The sequence below is a fragment of the Stenotrophomonas sp. 10L48 genome (assembly GCF_056395105.1).
In genome coordinates, this window is the sequence record NZ_JBFTIX010000003.1 from 110,039 (window position 1) to 128,242 (window position 18,204).

Consider the following 18,204-nt stretch of genomic DNA (forward strand, 5'->3'; position numbering starts at 1 on the left):
CGTGTAACGTAGGCACATGAGTACTTACCACCTGCAGTCCGTGTTCCGTCCGCAGTCGGTCGCGGTGATCGGCGGCAGCCCGCGTGAGCGCTCGGCGGGCCGCGCAGTCATGCGCAACCTGCGCGGCACCGGCTTCCCCGGCAAAGTGGCATGGATCAACCCGCGCCATGCCGAGATCGATGGCATCCGCACGGTGAAGCGGCTGAAGGACCTGGACTGGGTGCCGGAACTGGTGGTGATCACCGCACCGGCCGCCATCGTGCCGCAGGTGGTACGCACCGCTGCCGAACGTGGCGTGCAGGCCGCGATCATCCTCACCGCGCACCTGGGAGAAGGCCCGGGCTCGCCATGGGCACAGGTGGAGGCCGCCGCGCGCGCGCATGGCCTGCGCATCCTCGGCCCGCACTGCCTAGGCGTGATCGCGCCACATGCACGGCTCAATGCCAGCATCGCCGCGCATTTCCCACAGGCTGGCGACCTCGCGCTGATTTCCGAATCCTCGGCGATTGCCGCCGCCCTGGTGGAATGGGGCGTGGCGCGCTCGGTAGGGTTCTCCGCCGTGGTTTCGCTGGGCGACACCATGGACGTGGACTTCGGCGATCTGCTGGATTACTTCGCCACCGACTACCGTACCCGCGCCATCCTGCTCTATGTCGAGCAGATCAAGGACGCGCGCAAGTTCATGTCGGCCGCGCGCGCCGCTGCGCGTGCCAAACCCGTGGTGGTGGTGAAGTCCGGGCGCGCCGAACGGGTACAGCCGGGCAGCGCCGATACCCACGTGCAGGCACTGGCGCGCGCCGATGATGTGTACGGCGCGGCATTCAACCGTGCCGGCCTGCTGCGGGTGAGCGCGCTGGACGAACTGTTCACCGCGGCCGAGTCGCTGGGCCGGCTTGGCACCTTCCCCGGTCGTCGCCTGGCCATCCTCAGCAACGGCGGTGGCGTCGGCCACCTGGCGGTGGACCAGCTGATCGCCCTGCAGGGCACGCTGGCGCAACTGTCCGACAGCACCGTGCAGAAGCTGGATGCGGTACTGCCGCAGGGCTGGACGCGCAGCAACCCGGTCGACATCGTGGTCGACGCCGATGGTGATCGCTATGCCACTGCCATCGAAGCGTTGCTGGCCGACAGCGAGAACGATGCGGTGCTGGTGGTCAACGTGCCTACCGCGTTCACCTCGTCGGCCGATGCGGCGCAGGCGCTGACCCGTACGCTCGGCCTGCGCCCGCGCCACCACCGCGACAAGCCGGTATTCGCGGTGTGGCTGGGCAACGACGACCAGGCCACTGCCACCCTCAATGCCGCACGCGTGCCGACCTATCCCACCGAAGCGGAGGCCGTGCGCGGCTTCCAGCATCTGGTGCGTTACCGGGAGGCACAGAGTGCGTTGATGGAAACGCCGCCGAGCCTGCCGCAGGATTTCAGCGTGGATACCGCGCGTGCGCGCGCGCTGGTCGAAGCCGCGCTGGCCAATGGCCAGGGCTGGCTGGACCCGTTGGCCACCCATGAACTGCTGAAGGCCTACGGCATCCCCTCTGCACCGGTGATGCACGCGCGCGATGCGCACGAGGCGATGGACCTGGCGCAACCCTTGCTGGAGCGTGGCGCGACCGTCGCGCTGAAGATCCTGTCGCCCGATATTCCGCACAAATCCGAAGTGGATGGCGTGCGCCTGAATCTGGCGACCCTGCCGGCGGTGCAGAGCGCGGCGAAGGCCATCCTTGCTCGTGCACGCCAGCTACGGCCGGACGCGCGCATCGACGGCCTGCTGGTGCAACCGACCATCGTCCGCCCGAAGGCGCGCGAGATCATCGTCGGCATCGCCGACGACGCCACGTTTGGACCGGTGATCGTGGTCGGGCGCGGTGGCACGGCGGTGGAAGTGATCAACGACAAGGCGCTGGCGCTGCCGCCGCTGGACCTGCGCCTGGCCCACGAGCTGATCGGCCAGACCCGGGCCTCGCGCATCCTCAAGGCCTATGGCGATGTGCCCGCCGCCGATGAGCGTGCACTGGCACTGGCGCTGGTCAAACTGGCGCAGCTGGCGGCGGACATTCCCGAAGTGCGCACGCTGGACATCAATCCCCTGCTGGTGGACAGCAAGGGCATCCTCGCACTGGACGCGCGCGTTGCGGTTGCGCCGTCGCGCATCCTGCACAAGGGCCGTGGCCATCCACGCTTCGCCGTGTTCCCGTATCCGAAGGAATGGGAGCGCACCATCGAGCTGTCCGATGGCGGTCGCGCGTTCGTGCGCCCGGTGCGGCCGGAAGATGACGCGCTGTTCCGTGCGTTCTTCGCGCGTGTCAGCGACGAGGATCTGCGTCTGCGTTTCTTCCAGTCGGTGAAGCATTTCAGCCACGAGTTCATCGCCCGCCTGACCCAGCTGGACTACGCCCGCTCGATCGCATTGGTGGCGCTCGAACCGCGCAGCGGCGAAATGCTCGGCGCGGTGCGACTGCATGCCGATGCGGATTACCACCGTGGCGAGTACGGCATCCTGATCCGTTCGGATCTGAAGGGACACGGCATCGGCTGGCGCCTGATGGCGATCATGATCGAGTACGCCAAGTGGCTGGGCCTGGATGTGGTGGAAGGCCAGGTGCTGCGCGAGAACAGCACCATGCTGGCGATGTGCCAGAGCCTGGGCTTCAAGACCCGGCTGGACCCGGACGACCCGACGGTGATGATGGTGACGTTGCCGGTGCAGCAGGTGGAAGTGCCCGACGTCCCGCCGGTGGCGTGACCGTGACGGTAGCGCCGGGCCATGCCCGGCGGAACATCGGATTCAACGCAGCGGCTCGACCACCACCGCCGTGCCATAGCACAGCACTTCGGTCAGGCCGGTCATCACATCGGTGGCGTCGTAGCGCATGCCGATGACCGCGTTGGCACCCAGCTGCCGCGCATGCTTGACCATGTCGCGATAGGTTTCCTCGCGCGCCTGCTCGCACAGCTCGGTGTAGATGGTGATGTTGCCGCCGAAGATCGTCTGGATGCCGCCCAGGAAATTGCCCACGATCGAGCGCGAGCGCACGGTGATGCCGCGTACCACGCCCAGGTTGCGCGCGATGCGGTAGCCGGGCAGCTCGAAGGCGGTGGTCACCATCGAATCCTCGAAGCGCGCTGCTGACGTGGTCGGGGTACCGCTGTTGTAGGGGTCGGCCATGGGTGTCTGGTCGTGTTGTGGGTTTGAAGACGCCACAATACCCGCATGACCGACCGCATTCCCCTGCTGCTGCTCCCCGGCTTGCTCAACGACGCCGAACTCTGGCGCGCGCAGCTGGCCGACCTGGCCGATATCGCCGACTGCACCGTGGGCGACCAGACCCACGGCGAGACCCTGCAGGCCGTTGCCGAGGAGGTACTGGCGCAGGCGCCGGAGCGGTTTGCGCTGGCCGGTTTCTCACTGGGCGGCTTCGTCGCCCAGCAGATCCTGCGCACCGCGCCGGAGCGTGTGCTGCAGCTGGCCCTGATCGACACCTCGATCCATGCCGACTCCCCGGAACGTGCCGAACAGCGCCGCAGCCAGCGCGCCAGCGTGCGCCTGCCCGGTAAATTCCACGGCTTTGGTGACGCGCTGATGCGCAGCTATATCGACGCCTCGCGGCTGGACGACTACGTGCTGGTGCAGCGCGTGCGTGACATGACCGCACGGCTGGGTGCGGAGGTGTTCCTGCGCCAGAGCGCGCTGGAGCGCAGTGATGGCCACGATGTGCTGGCCGGCTACCGCGATCCGCTGCTGATCGTCTGTGGTGCGAACGACCGCATCACGCCGTTGGCGGTGAGCGAGGAGATGCACGCGCTGGTGCCGCATTCGCAGCTGGTGGTGGTGCCCGATTGCGGGCACCTGGCACCGATGGAGAAGCCGGACGAGGTGAGTGCGGCAATGCGCGGATGGTTGTTGCAGTACTGATGGATCCGCCGGGCATGGCCCGGCGCTACCCACCGTCATCCGGTAGAATCCTGCTGCAGCGCCCATGCCAGCGCGATCTGCGCCGGGCTGGCCTGATGACGGCCGGCGATGGCCTGGATCACTGGGTCCTTGATCACCTCGCCGTAGGCCAGGCTCATGTAGGCAGTGACGCGGATCCCGTTGTCCTGCAGGAACTTCACCAGCAGGCGGTTCTGCAGGTAAGGGTGGATCTCGATCTGGTTGGTGGCGATGGCATCGGCGCCGAGGATCTCGATCGCCTTGCGGGTCTGGGCGATGGTGAAGTTGGAGATACCGATCTCCCGGGTCAGCCCCTGTGCCTTGGCGGCGGCCAGGGCAGGCAGGTATTCCTCCATCGGCGTATCGACCTTGTCGTTCGGTGACGGCCAGTGGATCAACGCCAGGTCGACATGGTCGGTGCGCAGCTTTTCCAGGCTGGTGCGCAGGCTGGCCAGCAGCGCATCGCGCTTGAACTCGGTGATCCACACCTTGGTGGTCAGGTAGATCTCGTCACGCGGTACGCCGGACTCGGCGATGGCCTGGCCGACCTCGGCTTCGTTGCCGTAGATCTGCGCGGTGTCGATGGCGCGGTAGCCGACGTCCAGCGCGTTGCGCACCGAGTCGATCACGGTCTGGTCTTTCAGGCGGAAGGTGCCGAGGCCGAAAGCGGGGACAGTCATGGAGAACTCCAAAGCGGGGGAAGGAGGTGATCGCAAAGGGTAGGGCAGGGGCCGTGTGCATGCCGGCAACGGTGCATTGCATGCATCAGTGCGCGCTCACCGCGATCCCCTCGGCGCGATCGTCGATGCCGTCGCGACGGTCCAGGCGGCCGCTGAGCGCCGTCAGTGCGAACGCACCGACCACCACCAGCGCACCCAGCCACGGCGTATGCATCAGGCCGATGTGCTCGACCACCAGGCCGCCCAGCGACGCACCCAGCGCGATGCCGATGTTGAAGGCGGCGATGTTCAGGCCCGAAGCCACATCGGTCGCCTGCGGTGCGTAGCGCTGTGCCTGCTTGACCACGTACACCTGCAGGCCGGGCACGTTGCCGAACGCCACCGCGCCCAGTGCCAGCACGGTCAGCAGCATCAGCCAGGTGTTGTGGGCGGTGAAGGTCATGACCAGCAGCACGATGGCCAGCAGCGCGAAGATGCGCTTCAGCGCGGGAATCGGGCCCATGCGGTCGGCCATGCGGCCGCCCCACAGGTTGCCGATCGCCACCGACACGCCATACACCAGCAGCACCAGGCTGACCGCGTTGGCCGAGAAGCCGGTGACGTCCTGCAGGATCGGCGCCAGGTAGGTGAAGGACAGGAAGGTGCCGCCGTAGCCAAGCGCGGTGATGGCATACACCATCAGCAGGCGCGGCTGCGCCAGCACGCCCAGCTGCTGGCGGAAGGTGGCCGGCGCGCTCTGTGCCAGGCCGCGCGGCACGAACAGCAGGCTGCCCAGCAGCGCGATCACGCCCAGGCCGGCCACGGCCAGGAACGTGGCGCGCCAGCCCAGGTGCTGACCGATGAAGGTGCCCAGCGGCACGCCGGTCACCAGCGCCACGGTCAGGCCGGTGAACATGATGGCGATCGCGCTGGCGGCCTTCTCTTTCGGCACCACGGCGGTGGCGATGATCGAGCCGATGGAGAAGAACACGCCGTGGGCCAGGCCGGTGAGGATGCGGGCGACGATCAGCGAGGTGTAGCCCGGTGCCATCCATGCGATGACGTTGCCGAGGGTGAACAGCACCATCAGCGCCACCAGCAGGGTCTTGCGCGGCACGCGGCCGGTGAGCGCGGTCAACACCGGCGCGCCGACGGCCACGCCCAGGGCATACAGGGAGACCAGCAGGCCGGCCGAGGGCAGGCTGACCTGCAGGTCGGCGGCGATGGTCGGGATCAGGCCGACGATGACGAATTCGGTGGTGCCGATGGCAAAGGCACCGAGGGTCAGCGCCAGCAGGGCGAGCGGAATGCCACGGATCATGACAGTGTCCAGAGGGAAGGAAGGCGCGCAGTGTGCGCGGCCGACCTTTGCCGAAAAACCGGTCTTCACGCCAATCACTCTTGCCGCGTGGTCAATAATGGCGCCATGAAAACCACCCTCGACGAAATGCAGGCCTTCCTGGCGGTGATCGACAGCGGTTCGATCAGCGCGGCTGCCGAGCAGCTGGGGCAGACACCTTCGGGCGTGAGCCGCGCGCTGGGCCGTCTGGAGGACAAGCTGGGCACGACCCTGCTGACCCGCACCACCCGCCGCCTGCACCTGACCGCCGAGGGCGAGGCCTACCTGCGCCATGCGCGGGCGATCATCGATGCGGTGGAATCGGCCGAGGAACAGATGGCGGCGCGGCGCGAGCGTCCGGCTGGCCGGCTGCGGGTGGATGCAGCGATGCCGTTCGTGCTGCACGTGATCGCGCCGCTGGTCGCTGGTTACCGCGCGCGCTATCCGGACGTGCAGCTGGAGTTGAACAGTTCCGAGCGCTACATCGACCTGCTGGAACGGCGCACCGATCTGGCGATCCGTATCGGCCCGCTGGCCGATTCCACCCTGCATGCGCGGCCGCTGGGGCGCTGCCGGCTGCAGGTGCTGGCCAGCCCGGCCTATCTGGCCACGCACGGCGAGCCGGCCAGCGTGGTGGCATTGGGTCAGCACACGCTGCTGGGGTTCAACGAGCCGGAGTCATTGAACCGTTGGCCGCTGCCGGGCGATGCCGAGGGGCAGCTGCTGGTGCGCCCGGACATCGCGGTGTCCAGCGGCGAGACCCTGCGCACGCTGGCGGTGGAGGGCGTGGGCATCACCTGCCTGTCCGACTTCGTGACCGAACGCGACCGCGCGGCCGGCACCCTGGTGCCGGTGCTGGCCGCGCAGACGCTGGATGTGTACCAGCCGATCCATGCGGTGTACTACCGCAACACGGCCGTATCGGCACGGATCAGCTCGTTCCTGGATTACCTGGGCGAGGCGATGGCCGCCTCGGATTACCTGCGCTGATGGAGTGTCCGGGTTGCCGGCCAGCGGCCGGCATTACCGGGAATCRCACGCATGGTAGTGCCGGCCGCGGGCCGGCAACCCCCACAGGCGCTCGCTTCTTCCACCAGCGCGGCATTCTGCTGGGTGGTGCCATCCATCTGGATGATGGTCTGGCTGACCTGCTCGATGCCGGCCGACTGCTCCTGCGACGCAGCGGAGATCTCGGCCATGATGTCGGTCACGCGCTGCACCGACGCGACGATCTCGGCCATGGTGTCGCCGGCCTGGCGCACACGCTGCGCACCGTGGCCAACCTGTTCCACCGACGCCTCGATCAGCGATTTGATTTCCTTGGCCGCCGCCGCCGACCGCTGTGCCAGCGTACGCACTTCACTGGCGACCACCGCGAATCCACGGCCCTGCTCGCCGGCACGCGCCGCTTCCACCGCTGCATTCAGCGCCAGGATGTTGGTCTGGAACGCGATGCCGTCGATGACGCTGATGATGTCGGCGATCTGCCGCGACGAGCCTTCGATCGCATCCATCGTCGCCACGACCTGGCCGACCACTTCACCGCCGTGCGAGGCCACGCTGTGCGCACCGATCGCCAGCTGGTTGGCCTGCCGCGCATGCTCGGCGTTCTGGCGCACGGTGGAGGTCAGTTCCTCCATCGACGCGGCGGTTTCTTCCAGGTTCGCCGCCTGCTGTTCGGTGCGGCGCGACAGGTCGTTGTTGCCGGCGGAAATTTCCGCAGCGGCGGTGTGGATGCTGCCGGAGGCGTGCTTGATGTCGCTGACGATCGTCGCCAGCTGTGCGGCGGTGGCGTTGGCATCCCCCGCAATGCGGGCGAACACGCCCTGGAAGTCGCCGTCCATACGCGCACCCAGTCGACCATCGGCAATGGCACGCAGCATGGCCGAGACCTCGCCCAGGTTCTGTTCGGTGGTCTGCATCAATCGGTTCAGGCCATCGACCATCGCGCGGAAATCATGCTCGAAGCGCGCACTGTCGCCGCGTTGGCTGAAATCGCCTGCTGCCGCAGCTTCGGCCAGGCGGCGGATTTCGCCGTTGATCGCGCCCAGGTTGGATTTCACCGCATCCAGCGCCTGGGTGATCACGGCCTTCTCGCCGGGCAGGCGTTCCATGTCCAGGCTGAGATCGCCCACTGCATAGCGGCCCATGATCGTGATCGCGCGCATCTTCACCTGGATGTGCGCATCGACCAGGGTGTTGGTGTCGGCCACCATCGTGCCGTAGGCGCCGGGGAAGGCGCTGCTGTCCATGCGGTGGCTGATCGTGCCGGCGTCGTGTGCCCTTGCCATCGCGGTCTGCGCATCAAGCACGCCACGCAGGGTGCTCTGCACGGCCTGCATCGCCTGTGCCAGGCGACCGATCTCGTCGCGGCTGCGCACCTGCACCACGTGGTCGAGGTCACCGGCGGCAACCGCACGCGCGGCCGCTTCCACCGCCAGCACCGGCTGCACCACGGCGCGCCGCAGCCACCAGCCAAGGGCGATCAGCAGCAGCACGGCGGCGCCGATGGTCAGCGCGGCGCACACCACCAGCACCTGTCGGGAATCCTGCGAACGCGCGGTCACTGCAGCCTCGGCTACCTCGGTGGCACGCATGCTCAGGGCATCCAGCGCACTGGCCACCGGACGGTCCTTGCCGCGCACCAGGGAATCGCCGACCGCCGGGTCGTAGCTGGCGTCAGCGAAGGCCTGCAGTGCGGCGTGGTAGTCCTGCTGCAACTGTGCGTGCAGGCCGGAAAACGCCTGCGCCAGTTCGCGCGTGCGCGCATCGGGGCTGGCGGCCAGGCCCGTGGCCAGTTCGGCAACGACGCGGCCTTCGTTGTCGAAGGCCTGCAGGTGATGCTGGCGCAGCGCGTCATCGTGGCCGCGCAGCAGCACGTTCTTCCACTCCTGTACCTGCCCGCGGAATTCGCGTTGCAGGCGCTCGGCGTCACGGCTGTGGGCAACCTCCGGCGGTACGTCGGTGGACAGCTTCAACCAGGCCGACGCCAGGCCCGCCAGGGCGCATACCAGGACAACAGCCAGACCAACAGAAACGGCACCGAGCAGCTTCGACTGCAGCCGCGGCGCATGGGAAGAGGCTTTCATGGGACGAGATCTCGGAAGGGGTGCGATGCGGTATCGACCGTCCTTTAGCGCTCTGAAGTGCGATGCGTGTCACATTCCCGTTCTGTTTAGTGATGTGAAGAATGTGTTTCATTGGACAAATGTGTCCATATGGAACGAAAGAAGACCCTCGACAGGTGGTTTAAATGTAACTATTGTTGTTACATGAAATCCGCGAATCCGCTTTCCGACGCCCTGCACGTGATGGCCCATCTGGTCGGCCAGCACGGGCCGCGAACCTCCGAACAGCTGGCGACCTGCCTGCCGACCCATCCGGTGGTGATCCGCCGCCTGCTGGCGCAGATGCACAAGGCCGGCCTGGTACGCAGCACGCGCGGCCACGGTGGCGGCAGCCAGCTCGCCCGCGATGCGGCGACGATCACCCTGTACGACGTCTACCAGGCCATCGGCGCGCCGCCGATGGTCCAGGTCGGTACCCGCGAAGGCAGGGGCGGCTGCCCGATCCAGCAGCTGGTCAACCAGGCCCTGCTGGAGAGTGCCCGCGAAGCGCAGCGCCTGCTCGAGCAGCGGCTGCAGGCAACCACCCTCGACCAGCTTGGCGCCGACTTCGCCCGCCATCTTGCCCATCACCGTTCCCTGGAAGGTCACCATGAATCCTGATGTCCTCATCGTCGGCGGCAGCTACGCCGGCATCGCCGCCGCACTGATCCTGGCGCGTGCGCGCCGGCCGGTCACCATCATCGATGCGGGTTCGCCGCGAAACCGTTTCGCCAGCCATTCGCACGGCGTGCTGGGCCTGGACGGCATCAGTGGCGCCGAGTTGTTGAAGAACGCGCGCCAGCAACTGCTGGACTACCCGACCGTGCGTTGGCTGAATGCCGAAGCGGTGCAGGCCACGCTCCGCACCGAAGGTGTGGAGGTGCGTACGGCCGACGGCCAGGTACTGACCGCGCGCAAGCTGCTGCTGGCCACCGGTATCGCCGACCAGCTGCCCGATCTGCCCGGCCTGGCCGAGCGCTGGGGCAGCACCGTGCTGCACTGCCCGTACTGCCATGGTTATGAAGTGGGTGGCGGTTCGATCGGCCTGCTCGGCGGCCATCCGATGTCGGCCGGCAAGGCGCCGCTGTTCGCCGACTGGGGCAACGTCACCTTCTTCAGCCAGGGCCTGCCGATCAGCGACGAGGAGCTGGCCGCCATGCAGCAACGCGGCGTGCAGGTGGAAACCACGCCGGTGGTAGGTGTGCACGGCGAGCAGCCGACGTGGCTGGAAGTGGAACTTGCTGACGGTCGCCGTGTCGCCCAGCGTGCGCTGTTCGTGCCGGCCATGCAGCAGATGGCCACGCCGCTGGTGCAGCAGCTGGGTTGCGCGCTGGTGGAGAGTCCGCTGGGCGTGCTGGCCGAGGTGGACATGATGAAACAGACCTCGGTGCCGAACGTGTACGCCGCCGGTGATGCGACCACGGTCGGCAACATCACCCTGGCCATGGCAGAAGGCGTGCGCGCGGGCATCGGCATGCACCATGCGCTGGTGGCCGAGGACAGCCTGCCGCGCTGAGGCAATGCATCCACGCATGGCGCGGATCCGTTGAAGGGTGCCGACGTTGGCCGGCACCCTCCGCCTTCAACCTTCCACGCTGGCCGCATCCAGCTGTGCCACGTCATGCACGCTCAACGCCACGTTCGCCGCCGCCAGCAGGTCGTGCAGCTGCTCCACGCTGGTGGCACTGACGATCGGTGCGGTGATCGACGGCCGTGCGATCTGCCATGCCAGCGCGATCTGCGCGGCAGTGGCGTTGTGCTTGCTGGCCACGTCATCCAGTGCCTGCAGAATGCGCAGGCCGCGCGGGTTCAGGTAGCGCTTGACCACGGTGGCGCCGCGCGCGGAACTCTTGCCGGCGTCGTCCGGCGTGCGGTACTTGCCACTGAGGAAGCCGCTGGCCAGTGCGTAGTAGTTGATCACGCCGATCTGCTCGCGCTGCACCAGCGGTTCCAGCTCCTTCTCGTAGCCGGCGCGGTCGTACAGGTTGTACTCCGGCTGCAGGGTTTCATAGCGCGGCAGCCCGTAGTCGGTGGAGACCTTCAAGGCATCGGCAAGACGCGTGGCGCTGTAGTTGGACGCGCCGATCGCGCGCACCTTGCCCGCCTCGATCAGGCGACCGAACGCGGCCAGGGTCGCTTCCAGCGGCGTGGATTCATCGTCCTCGTGAGCCTGGTACAGATCGATCACCTCGGTCTGCAGGCGACGCAGCGAATCCTCCACCGCCGCATTGATGTTGTCCGGGGTGAGGCCGGGGCGCTCGGCCCATTTGGCCACCTTGGTCGCCAGCACCACCTTGTCGCGCTTGCCGCTGCGCGCGAACCACTTGCCCAGCAGCGTCTCCGACTCGCCACCCTGGTTGCCCGGCACCCACGCCGAGTACACGTCGGCGGTGTCGACCAGGTTGAAGCCGGCATCGACGAAGGCATCCAGCAGGGCGAAGCTGGCCTTCTCATCAGCGCTCCAGCCGAACACGTTGCCACCGAAGGCGAGCGGAGCTACATGCAGGCCTGAACGGCCCAGTTCGCGGTTTGCCGTCATGGGCACGGACTCCTTGGGGGAAGTCCTTCAGGATAGAACGCGATGTATGACCGCGCTGCGGCGCTGACCACAAAACTGTGTTCCGCACCGCGCACGCGGCTAACGTTTTGTGAACACCTGTGGCGCGGCGGCTGCTAGTCTCGCCGCATCTTCCGCTGGAGTCGCCCCGATGATTGCTGCCTCATCCCTGCGTGGTTGCCGCCTGCTGCTTGCTTCGGCCCTGCTGGTTGCCGTTCCCGCATTCGCCGCGCCGGCCACGGTCGCACCGGCAAAGATCCAGGTGTCGCCCGCGATCGATGCCGCGGTGAAGGCCTCGACCCGCGACCCCGCCAACGTCAAGCGCGACGGTTTCCGTCATCCTGCCCAGACCTTGGGCTTCTTTGGCGTCGCGCCGGAAAAGACCGTCATCGAGATCACCCCGGGCAATGGCTGGTACTCGGAGATCCTGGCGCCGCTGCTGCGCGACAAGGGTCATTACATCGCTGCGGTGGTCGATCCGCAGGCCGTGGCTGAAGGTCGCGGCCGCGACTACCAGCAGCGCAGCCGCGACAGCCTGGAAAAGAAGTACGCCGCCGCACCGGCACAGTTCGACAAAACCGCAGTGGTTGCCTACGACCCGGCCAAGCCGGTGTTCGGTGCAGCCAACTCGGCCGATGTGGTGCTGACCTTCCGCAACGTGCACAACTGGCGCAAGGCCGGCCAGGCGCAGGGCATGTTCCAGGGCTTCTTCAACGTGCTCAAGCCGGGCGGCGTGCTCGGCGTGGTCGAGCACCGCGCCAAGGCCGACGTGGCCGACGCTGACGACACCGGTTATGTGGGCCAGCAGCAGGTGATCGCGATGGCCGAGGCCGCCGGTTTCAAGCTCGACGCGCGCACCGAGGTCAATGCCAACCCGCGCGATACCAAGGATCATCCGAATGGCGTGTGGACCCTGCCGCCGACCAACCAGCATGACAAGGCGGATGACGCCAAGTACCAGGCCATCGGTGAAAGCGACCGCATGACCCTGCGTTTCGTGAAGCCGTGACCCGGTAGCGCCGGGCCATGCCCGGCGAGCACGCGCGGCGTGGCATGGGACAATGCCCTGCCCGCCGCCTGCCGTCCCCGCGATGCTGATTGCCTTCAACAAGCCGTTCAACGTGCTCTGCCAGTTCACCGACCGCAGCGTGCCGCCGCGGCCGACATTGGCCGGCTTCGGTTTGCCGCCGCGCGTCTACGCTGCCGGCCGCCTCGACCATGACAGTGAAGGCCTGCTGCTGCTGACCGACAACGGTACGCTGGCGCACAAGTTGACCGACCCGAAGCACAAGGCGGACAAGCTCTACTGGGTGCAGGTGGAAGGCACGCCCAGCGACGGGCAGCTGCAGCAGCTGCGCGATGGCGTGATGCTCAATGACGGGCCGACGCTGCCGGCGAAAATCGAGCGCCTCGATCCTGCGCCTGAACTGTGGCCGCGCGATCCGCCGGTGCGCTTCCGCAAGACGGTGCCCGACAGCTGGCTGGCGATCACGATCCGCGAGGGGCGTAACCGCCAGGTGCGGCGAATGACCGCTGCGGTGAACCTGCCGACGCTGCGGCTGGTACGCGCTGCAATGGGGCCATACCGGCTGGATGACCTGCAGCCCGGGCAGTGGCGGCAGATCGGCTGAAAAAAAGGCCGGAGGCCTTGCGGCGTCCGACCCTCGTGCAGCGTCATGGGGTCAGAGCCCTTCCTGCGGAAGGGATCCGACCCCGGTCAATCAGGCGTCGCTGCCGATATCGCTGTGCTCGTCGACCACGGTGTCGTTGCGGCGATCGCGCGCGTTGATGCGCTGGGCCTGGCCGTTGACCACATGGCCATTGGCGGCCTTCTTCTTCTGCTGCTTGCGGTACAGCGCATAGCCCAGCAGGCCTACGCCCACGGCAGCTGCCGCGATGGTCACCGCCGGATTGCGGCGGGCGAACTTGGTGGCGACCTTGCCGCCAGTCTTCACCGCGCCAAGGGCGGCACCGGTCTTGATCCAGTCGCTGGCCTGCGGGCCGAGGTGACGCAGGCTGCCGCCCGCGCTCTTCAGGCCATCGCCTGCGGTATGGGCCAGGTCGAGGGCGCGCTCCAGGGCGCGGTCGGTGATTACGGTCAGCTTGCTCATGCGGGGGTGTCCTTGCCTCGGGTCGAAGTCCAGTGTCGCCTGTTGCCCGTAAACGGTATGTCAGTCAGGCGGGCGCGTGGTGTGACTCTACCGCAGCCATTCAGGAACGGGCGGGGTGTCGGCGCGCATCACGTCCCGCGCGGCTTGGCCCGGTGGGTCGCCGTAGCCGTCCAAGGGTCGTCCGGCCACGGGTGGCGCGGGTAACGGCCCTTCATCTCCTTCTTCACCTCGGCGTAGGTGTTCTCCCAGAAATTGCGCAGATCCTGGGTGACCTGCAACGGCCGGCCACCCGGCGACAGCAGGTGCAGGGTCAGCGGCACCCGGCCATCGGCGATGCGTGGCGTATCGGCCAGGCCGAACAACTCCTGCAGCTTCACCGCCAGCACCGGCGGCAGCGGCTCGCCGCTTTCGCCGTCCAGCGCGTAGCTGATCGGCCGCTCCAGCCCCGACGGCACGGTGATCCGGGTGGGCGCGTGGCGCTCGACCAGCTGCCGTTGCGACCATTCCAGTGGCGACTTCAGCGCTTCGCCGAAACTGGCCTCGTCCAGTGCATCCAGCCGTGTCCTGCCCGCGAACGCCGGCTGCAGCCACTGCGCACGGTTGGCCAGCAATGCGGCATCACTGCAGTCGGGCAGGCCCAGCTCGGGCATCCAGCGCCGCAGCGATTCCACCCGTGCCTGCCACTGGCGCAGACCGTCGGTCCATGGCAATGCCTGCAGGCCGAGCTCGGCAACGGCGTCGGTGAGTGCCTGCGCCGCCAGCTGCGGATCAACCCGGCCAGCCGAACGGCTGTCCATCACGATGCGGTCGAAGCGTGTTTCGCGCAGCGCGACCAGGGCGCGGCGGGTGTCATCCCAGCGCACCGCGTCTTCGGTCACGAAGCGCTCGGGCCAGTGCCTGCGCAGAAAGCCTTCATCCACCGGTGCGGCGCGCAGCAGCAGCGCGTCGCGCGCCTCGAAGCGCAGTTCGCTGGCCACCAGCCACGGTTCGCCCCGCAGGTCGCTCAGTTCATGCAGGCGGGCGCTGCGGCCGTTGGCCAGCAGGTAACGCAGCGGGTCGTTCGGATGCTGGAAGGCAATGCGGTCGGGGAAGGCATGGGCCAGCAGGTCGCCCAGTTCGTGGGCCTCGATGCTGGCGGGCGGTGTAGCGTCACAACGCAGGCGACGGCGCCACTGTTTGGCAGCGGCATCGATGGCGGCCAGGCCACTGCGATTGGCATCGGCCGGCGCACGGCCGTTGCGGAAGGCCGCCAGTGCGCGCCAGCGTGCGGCCAGTGCATCACCGCCCTGGCGCAATGGGTCACGAGCTTCCAGCAATGCCGCCAGATCGGCGGCCAACGCCTGCGCGCGGGCATCAGCTGCGGCCAGCAGCATCGCGGCCATCCGCGGATGGGTGCCCAGCGCCAGCACGCGACGGCCAAGTGCAGTGATCGCGCCGCTGCTCGACAACGCGCCCAGGCGCTGCAGCAGTTCGCGTGCGGCGGCCATCGGCCCGGTCGGTGGCGGGTCGAGGAAGCGCAGGTCGCTGCTGCCCCAGGCGGCCAGTTCCAGCGCAAGGCCGGCCAGTTCAACCTGGTCGATCTCGGCGCGACGCTGCGGTTCCAGCCGCTGCGACTGCGGCCACAGCCGCCAGGCCACGCCCTCGGCCACGCGCCCGGCACGGCCGGCACGCTGGTCGGCCGAGGCCTGCGCAATGGCGACCACGTCCAGGCGGGTGAATCCACTGTTGGGGTCGTAGCGCGGCTCGCGCGCCTGGCCGCTGTCGATCACCACGCGCACGCCGGGCAGGGTCACCGAGGATTCGGCGACGTTGGTGGCGAGCACCACGCGGCGGCGGCCGTCGCTGGCGGCCTGCAGCACGCGCGCCTGCTGTTCCACCGGCAGTTCACCGTGCAGGGCCAATACGTCCACCGCAGCGCCAGCAAGACTGTCCTGCAGGCCTGCCTGCACGCGTGCGATCTCACGTTGGCCGGGCAGGAACACCAGCAGGTCACCGGGGTGCTCGGCCAGCGCCTGCTGCACCGCGCGTCGCACCTGCAGTTCCAGCGCCTCGTCACGCCGGGCAGGGAAGTGGCTGATTGCCACCGGATAGCTGCGGCCTTCGCTGCTCAGTCGTGGTGCATCGAGGAAGCGCGCCAGGCGTTCGCCATCGAGCGTCGCCGACATCACCAGCAACCGCAGGTCATCGCGCAGCTGCGACTGCACGTCCAGCGCCAGCGCCAGGCCCAGGTCGCCACTGAGGTGGCGCTCGTGGAATTCGTCGAACAGGATCGCGCCCACGGTCTCCAGCATTGGATCGTCCTGCAGCATCCGGGTCAGGATGCCCTCGGTGACGACCTCGATGCGCGTGCGCGCCGATACCTTGTTCTCGAAGCGGATGCGGTAGCCGACGATGCCGCCGACCTCCTCACCGAGCTGGCGCGCCATGAACATCGCGGCACTGCGCGCGGCCACCCGGCGTGGTTCCAGCAGGATGATCCTGCGACCCTCCAGCCACGGCGCATCGAGCAGCGCCAACGGCACCTGGGTGGTCTTGCCCGCGCCAGGCGGGGCTTCCAGCACCAGCCGCGGGTGCACGGCCAGGTGCTGCTGGATCTGCGGCAGCAGCGGAGAGATGGGGAATTGCGGGGCGTTCATCTGCAAAGGATAAGGGGCCATGGCGGGCACGGGTACAATGCGCGGGTTTTCCTGCCTCTGCTGCCCCCATGCATCTGATCGATATCGGCGCCAACCTGACCCACGACTCCTTCGACCGCGACCGCGACGCCGTGCTGGACCGCGCACGCCAGGCCGGTGTGGTGCAGATGATCATCACCGGTGCCAGCCGCGAGCATTCGCCGCTGGCCCTGCAGCTGGCGCAGCAGCACCCGGGCTTCCTGTACGCCACTGCCGGCGTGCACCCGCACCACGCGGTGGAGTACACCGACGAGTGCGATGCGGAGATGCGCGCACTGCACGCCCATGCCGAAGTGGTGGCGGTGGGAGAGTGCGGGCTGGACTACTTCCGTGATTTCTCGCCGCGCCCGGCGCAGCATCGCGCGTTCGAGCGCCAGCTGCAGCTGGCTGCAGACAATGGCAAGCCGCTGTTCCTGCACCAGCGCGACGCGCATGCCGATTTCATGGCACAGATGAAGAACTTCGAAGGCCGCATCGGTCCGGCCGTGGTGCACTGCTTCACCGGCGAGCGCCAGGAGCTGTTCGATTATCTCGACCAGGACTGGTACATCGGCATCACCGGCTGGCTGTGCGACGAGCGCCGTGGCGGTCACCTGCGCGAGCTGGTGAAGAACATTCCGGCCAACCGGTTGATGATCGAGACCGACGCACCGTACCTGCTGCCGCGCACCTTGAAGCCGATGCCGAAGGATCGCCGCAACGAACCGGTGTTCCTGTCGCACATCGTGGAAGAGCTGGCGCGGGACCGTGGCGAGGATGTGCAGACCACGGCCGCAAACGCCACGGCTGCCACGCGTGCGTTCTTCCGGTTGCCGGACGCCGCCTGATCGGCAAACGGTAGTGCCGGCCGCTGGCCGGATCCGGTAGCGCCGGGCCATGCCCGGCGAGCGAAGCGGCAATATCCGTCAGCCGGGAGTGCCCGGATCCGGTAGCGCCGGGCCATGCCCGGCGAGCGAAGCGGCAATATCCGTCAGCCCTTCCCGATACGTTGGAAACCGCGGCGTCCAGCCCAGCGCGTCGCGCGTGCTGCGGCTGTCGATGCGCTTGCTGCTCTGGTAGAAGCGCCGCAATGTCGCGCTGACTGATGGATCGTCCCAGGCCACCGCGGGTGGCATGGCGAAACCCCCCAGCTGCGCAGCGAAGGCCAGTACATCCTGCGGCGGTGCCGGTTGGTCATCGCTCGGCAGATACAGTGCGTTGGCCATGGGGCGTTGCATCGCGGCGATCACCACCGCAGCCAGGTCGTCCACGTGCAGGCGATTGAACACCAGCCCTGGCCGCACTACGTGCCGCGCGCGGCCCTGCGCCAGCTGCAGCAGCGCGTTGCGCCCGGATCCGTAGAGGCCCGGCAGGCGGAACATCGCCGAGGCGATACCGCGCGCATCCGCCAGCGCACGCCATTGCGTTTCGGCGAGGCGACGCTGCATGCCTGCCGGCCCGGTGGCATCGGCCACGCTGTGCTCATTGATCCAGCCACCGTCGCGGTCGCCGTAGACCGAGGTCGACGACAGGTAACCGAGCCAACGCAGTGAACTGCTGTCGCGCAACGCGGCATGCAGCAGGCGCAGCGCCGGGTCGCCCTCGGCATCGGGAGGGACGCTGCACAGCACCGCGTCGGCATGGGCAATCGCAGCGAGCAGGCTCGGGGCAAGCGCGGCGTCAGCACGCAGCTGATGACGCAGCAGGCCATCGTCAGGTGCCGACGCCGGATCGCGCACCGTGCCTTCCACGTGTACGCCCTGGGCCTGAAGGCGCGCGGCCAACACGCGGCCACTCCAGCCCATGCCGAGGATCAGTACGCGCTTCGGCAACGGGCCAGGCATGT

Annotated in this window: 15 protein-coding genes and 1 pseudogene; 8 read left to right on the forward strand and 8 right to left on the reverse strand. The window is 68.0% G+C overall.

What is annotated here, in order from left to right; genetic code table 11:
- Positions 1 to 16 precede the first annotated feature (16 nt).
- Positions 17 to 2,743: a bifunctional acetate--CoA ligase family protein/GNAT family N-acetyltransferase gene (locus AC1DCU_RS06060; RefSeq protein ID WP_099844117.1), complete on the forward strand. Its 2,727-nt coding sequence runs from the start codon at positions 17 to 19 to the stop codon at positions 2,741 to 2,743.
- Positions 2,744 to 2,785: 42 nt separating this feature from the next.
- On the opposite strand, the gene AC1DCU_RS06065 is transcribed toward AC1DCU_RS06060, so the two are convergent.
- Positions 2,786 to 3,166, reverse strand: coding sequence for a YbjQ family protein (locus AC1DCU_RS06065; RefSeq protein WP_025877607.1), 381 nt, complete (start codon positions 3,164 to 3,166; stop codon positions 2,786 to 2,788).
- A gap of 45 nt (positions 3,167 to 3,211) precedes the next feature.
- Between AC1DCU_RS06065 and AC1DCU_RS06070 the strand changes: the two genes are divergently transcribed.
- Positions 3,212 to 3,913 carry an alpha/beta fold hydrolase gene (locus tag AC1DCU_RS06070; RefSeq protein WP_025877606.1) on the forward strand — a complete coding sequence of 234 codons (702 nt, stop codon included), beginning with the start codon at positions 3,212 to 3,214 and terminating at the stop codon, positions 3,911 to 3,913.
- A gap of 50 nt (positions 3,914 to 3,963) precedes the next feature.
- On the opposite strand, the pseudogene dkgB reads toward AC1DCU_RS06070, so the two are convergent.
- A pseudogene (dkgB, locus tag AC1DCU_RS06075) lies at positions 3,964 to 4,611 on the reverse strand (2,5-didehydrogluconate reductase DkgB); the annotation flags it as partial.
- Positions 4,612 to 4,696: 85 nt separating this feature from the next.
- Complete coding sequence (locus tag AC1DCU_RS06080) at positions 4,697 to 5,911, reverse strand: MFS transporter (protein ID WP_059065570.1); 1,215 nt, start codon at positions 5,909 to 5,911, stop codon at positions 4,697 to 4,699.
- A 105-nt stretch (positions 5,912 to 6,016) separates the two neighbouring features.
- Between AC1DCU_RS06080 and AC1DCU_RS06085 the strand changes: the two genes are divergently transcribed.
- A complete protein-coding gene (locus tag AC1DCU_RS06085) occupies positions 6,017 to 6,919 on the forward strand; it encodes a LysR family transcriptional regulator (RefSeq protein WP_025877600.1) in 903 nt (300 codons plus the stop codon).
- Here the strand turns inward: AC1DCU_RS06085 and AC1DCU_RS06090 are convergent.
- Positions 6,907 to 9,018, reverse strand: coding sequence for a methyl-accepting chemotaxis protein (locus tag AC1DCU_RS06090; RefSeq protein WP_478014141.1), 2,112 nt, complete (start codon positions 9,016 to 9,018; stop codon positions 6,907 to 6,909). The genes AC1DCU_RS06085 and AC1DCU_RS06090 overlap by 13 nt on opposite strands.
- Positions 9,019 to 9,201: 183 nt before the next feature.
- On the opposite strand from AC1DCU_RS06090, the gene AC1DCU_RS06095 reads away from it, so the two are divergent.
- Positions 9,202 to 9,657 (forward strand): Rrf2 family transcriptional regulator, encoded by a 456-nt coding sequence (locus AC1DCU_RS06095; RefSeq protein ID WP_032976824.1) that lies wholly within the window; start codon positions 9,202 to 9,204, stop codon positions 9,655 to 9,657.
- The gene (locus tag AC1DCU_RS06100) at positions 9,647 to 10,552 is read left to right on the forward strand and encodes an NAD(P)/FAD-dependent oxidoreductase (RefSeq protein WP_080149589.1); all 906 of its coding nucleotides are present in this window, start codon (positions 9,647 to 9,649) and stop codon (positions 10,550 to 10,552) included. The genes AC1DCU_RS06095 and AC1DCU_RS06100 overlap by 11 nt, the downstream gene beginning before the upstream one ends.
- Positions 10,553 to 10,618: 66 nt before the next feature.
- On the opposite strand, the gene AC1DCU_RS06105 is transcribed toward AC1DCU_RS06100, so the two are convergent.
- Positions 10,619 to 11,575 carry an aldo/keto reductase gene (locus AC1DCU_RS06105; protein WP_105164849.1) on the reverse strand — a complete coding sequence of 319 codons (957 nt, stop codon included), beginning with the start codon at positions 11,573 to 11,575 and terminating at the stop codon, positions 10,619 to 10,621.
- A gap of 169 nt (positions 11,576 to 11,744) precedes the next feature.
- Here AC1DCU_RS06105 and AC1DCU_RS06110 point away from each other — a divergent pair, with 169 nt between their 5' ends.
- Together AC1DCU_RS06110 and AC1DCU_RS06115 are read left to right on the forward strand one after the other, a co-directional pair.
- Complete coding sequence (locus AC1DCU_RS06110) at positions 11,745 to 12,602, forward strand: class I SAM-dependent methyltransferase (RefSeq protein ID WP_088101858.1); 858 nt, start codon at positions 11,745 to 11,747, stop codon at positions 12,600 to 12,602.
- An 82-nt stretch (positions 12,603 to 12,684) separates the two neighbouring features.
- Positions 12,685 to 13,224, forward strand: coding sequence for a pseudouridine synthase (locus AC1DCU_RS06115; RefSeq protein ID WP_312962901.1), 540 nt, complete (start codon positions 12,685 to 12,687; stop codon positions 13,222 to 13,224).
- Positions 13,225 to 13,314: 90 nt separating this feature from the next.
- On the opposite strand, the gene AC1DCU_RS06120 is transcribed toward AC1DCU_RS06115, so the two are convergent.
- Together AC1DCU_RS06120 and hrpB are read right to left on the reverse strand one after the other, a co-directional pair.
- On the reverse strand, positions 13,315 to 13,704 hold the full coding sequence (locus AC1DCU_RS06120) for a hypothetical protein (RefSeq protein ID WP_025877588.1): 390 nt from the start codon (positions 13,702 to 13,704) through the stop codon (positions 13,315 to 13,317).
- Positions 13,705 to 13,832: 128 nt separating this feature from the next.
- Entirely contained in the window at positions 13,833 to 16,340 is a 2,508-nt protein-coding gene (gene hrpB, locus AC1DCU_RS06125; protein ID WP_442252340.1) for an ATP-dependent helicase HrpB, read from the reverse strand.
- Between the two features lie 68 nt (positions 16,341 to 16,408).
- Between hrpB and AC1DCU_RS06130 the strand changes: the two genes are divergently transcribed.
- Complete coding sequence (locus AC1DCU_RS06130) at positions 16,409 to 17,206, forward strand: TatD family hydrolase (protein ID WP_025877584.1); 798 nt, start codon at positions 16,409 to 16,411, stop codon at positions 17,204 to 17,206.
- Between the two features lie 78 nt (positions 17,207 to 17,284).
- On the opposite strand, the gene AC1DCU_RS06135 is transcribed toward AC1DCU_RS06130, so the two are convergent.
- Positions 17,285 to 18,202 carry an NAD-dependent epimerase/dehydratase family protein gene (locus AC1DCU_RS06135; protein WP_442252342.1) on the reverse strand — a complete coding sequence of 306 codons (918 nt, stop codon included), beginning with the start codon at positions 18,200 to 18,202 and terminating at the stop codon, positions 17,285 to 17,287.
- Positions 18,203 to 18,204: the final 2 nt, after the last annotated feature.

Coding starts and splice junctions, on each gene's coding strand:
- AC1DCU_RS06070 (WP_025877606.1), top strand. CDS start 3,212: ATGACCGACCGCATTCCCCTGCTGCTGCTCCCCGGCTTGCTCAACGAC.
- AC1DCU_RS06110 (WP_088101858.1), top strand. CDS start 11,745: ATGATTGCTGCCTCATCCCTGCGTGGTTGCCGCCTGCTGCTTGCTTCG.
- hrpB (WP_442252340.1), bottom strand. CDS start 16,340: ATGAACGCCCCGCAATTCCCCATCTCTCCGCTGCTGCCGCAGATCCAG.
- AC1DCU_RS06080 (WP_059065570.1), bottom strand. CDS start 5,911: ATGATCCGTGGCATTCCGCTCGCCCTGCTGGCGCTGACCCTCGGTGCC.
- AC1DCU_RS06095 (WP_032976824.1), top strand. CDS start 9,202: ATGAAATCCGCGAATCCGCTTTCCGACGCCCTGCACGTGATGGCCCAT.
- AC1DCU_RS06100 (WP_080149589.1), top strand. CDS start 9,647: ATGAATCCTGATGTCCTCATCGTCGGCGGCAGCTACGCCGGCATCGCC.
- AC1DCU_RS06130 (WP_025877584.1), top strand. CDS start 16,409: ATGCATCTGATCGATATCGGCGCCAACCTGACCCACGACTCCTTCGAC.
- AC1DCU_RS06120 (WP_025877588.1), bottom strand. CDS start 13,704: ATGAGCAAGCTGACCGTAATCACCGACCGCGCCCTGGAGCGCGCCCTC.
- AC1DCU_RS06135 (WP_442252342.1), bottom strand. CDS start 18,202: ATGCCTGGCCCGTTGCCGAAGCGCGTACTGATCCTCGGCATGGGCTGG.
- AC1DCU_RS06115 (WP_312962901.1), top strand. CDS start 12,685: ATGCTGATTGCCTTCAACAAGCCGTTCAACGTGCTCTGCCAGTTCACC.
- AC1DCU_RS06060 (WP_099844117.1), top strand. CDS start 17: ATGAGTACTTACCACCTGCAGTCCGTGTTCCGTCCGCAGTCGGTCGCG.
- AC1DCU_RS06105 (WP_105164849.1), bottom strand. CDS start 11,575: ATGACGGCAAACCGCGAACTGGGCCGTTCAGGCCTGCATGTAGCTCCG.
- AC1DCU_RS06085 (WP_025877600.1), top strand. CDS start 6,017: ATGAAAACCACCCTCGACGAAATGCAGGCCTTCCTGGCGGTGATCGAC.
- AC1DCU_RS06065 (WP_025877607.1), bottom strand. CDS start 3,166: ATGGCCGACCCCTACAACAGCGGTACCCCGACCACGTCAGCAGCGCGC.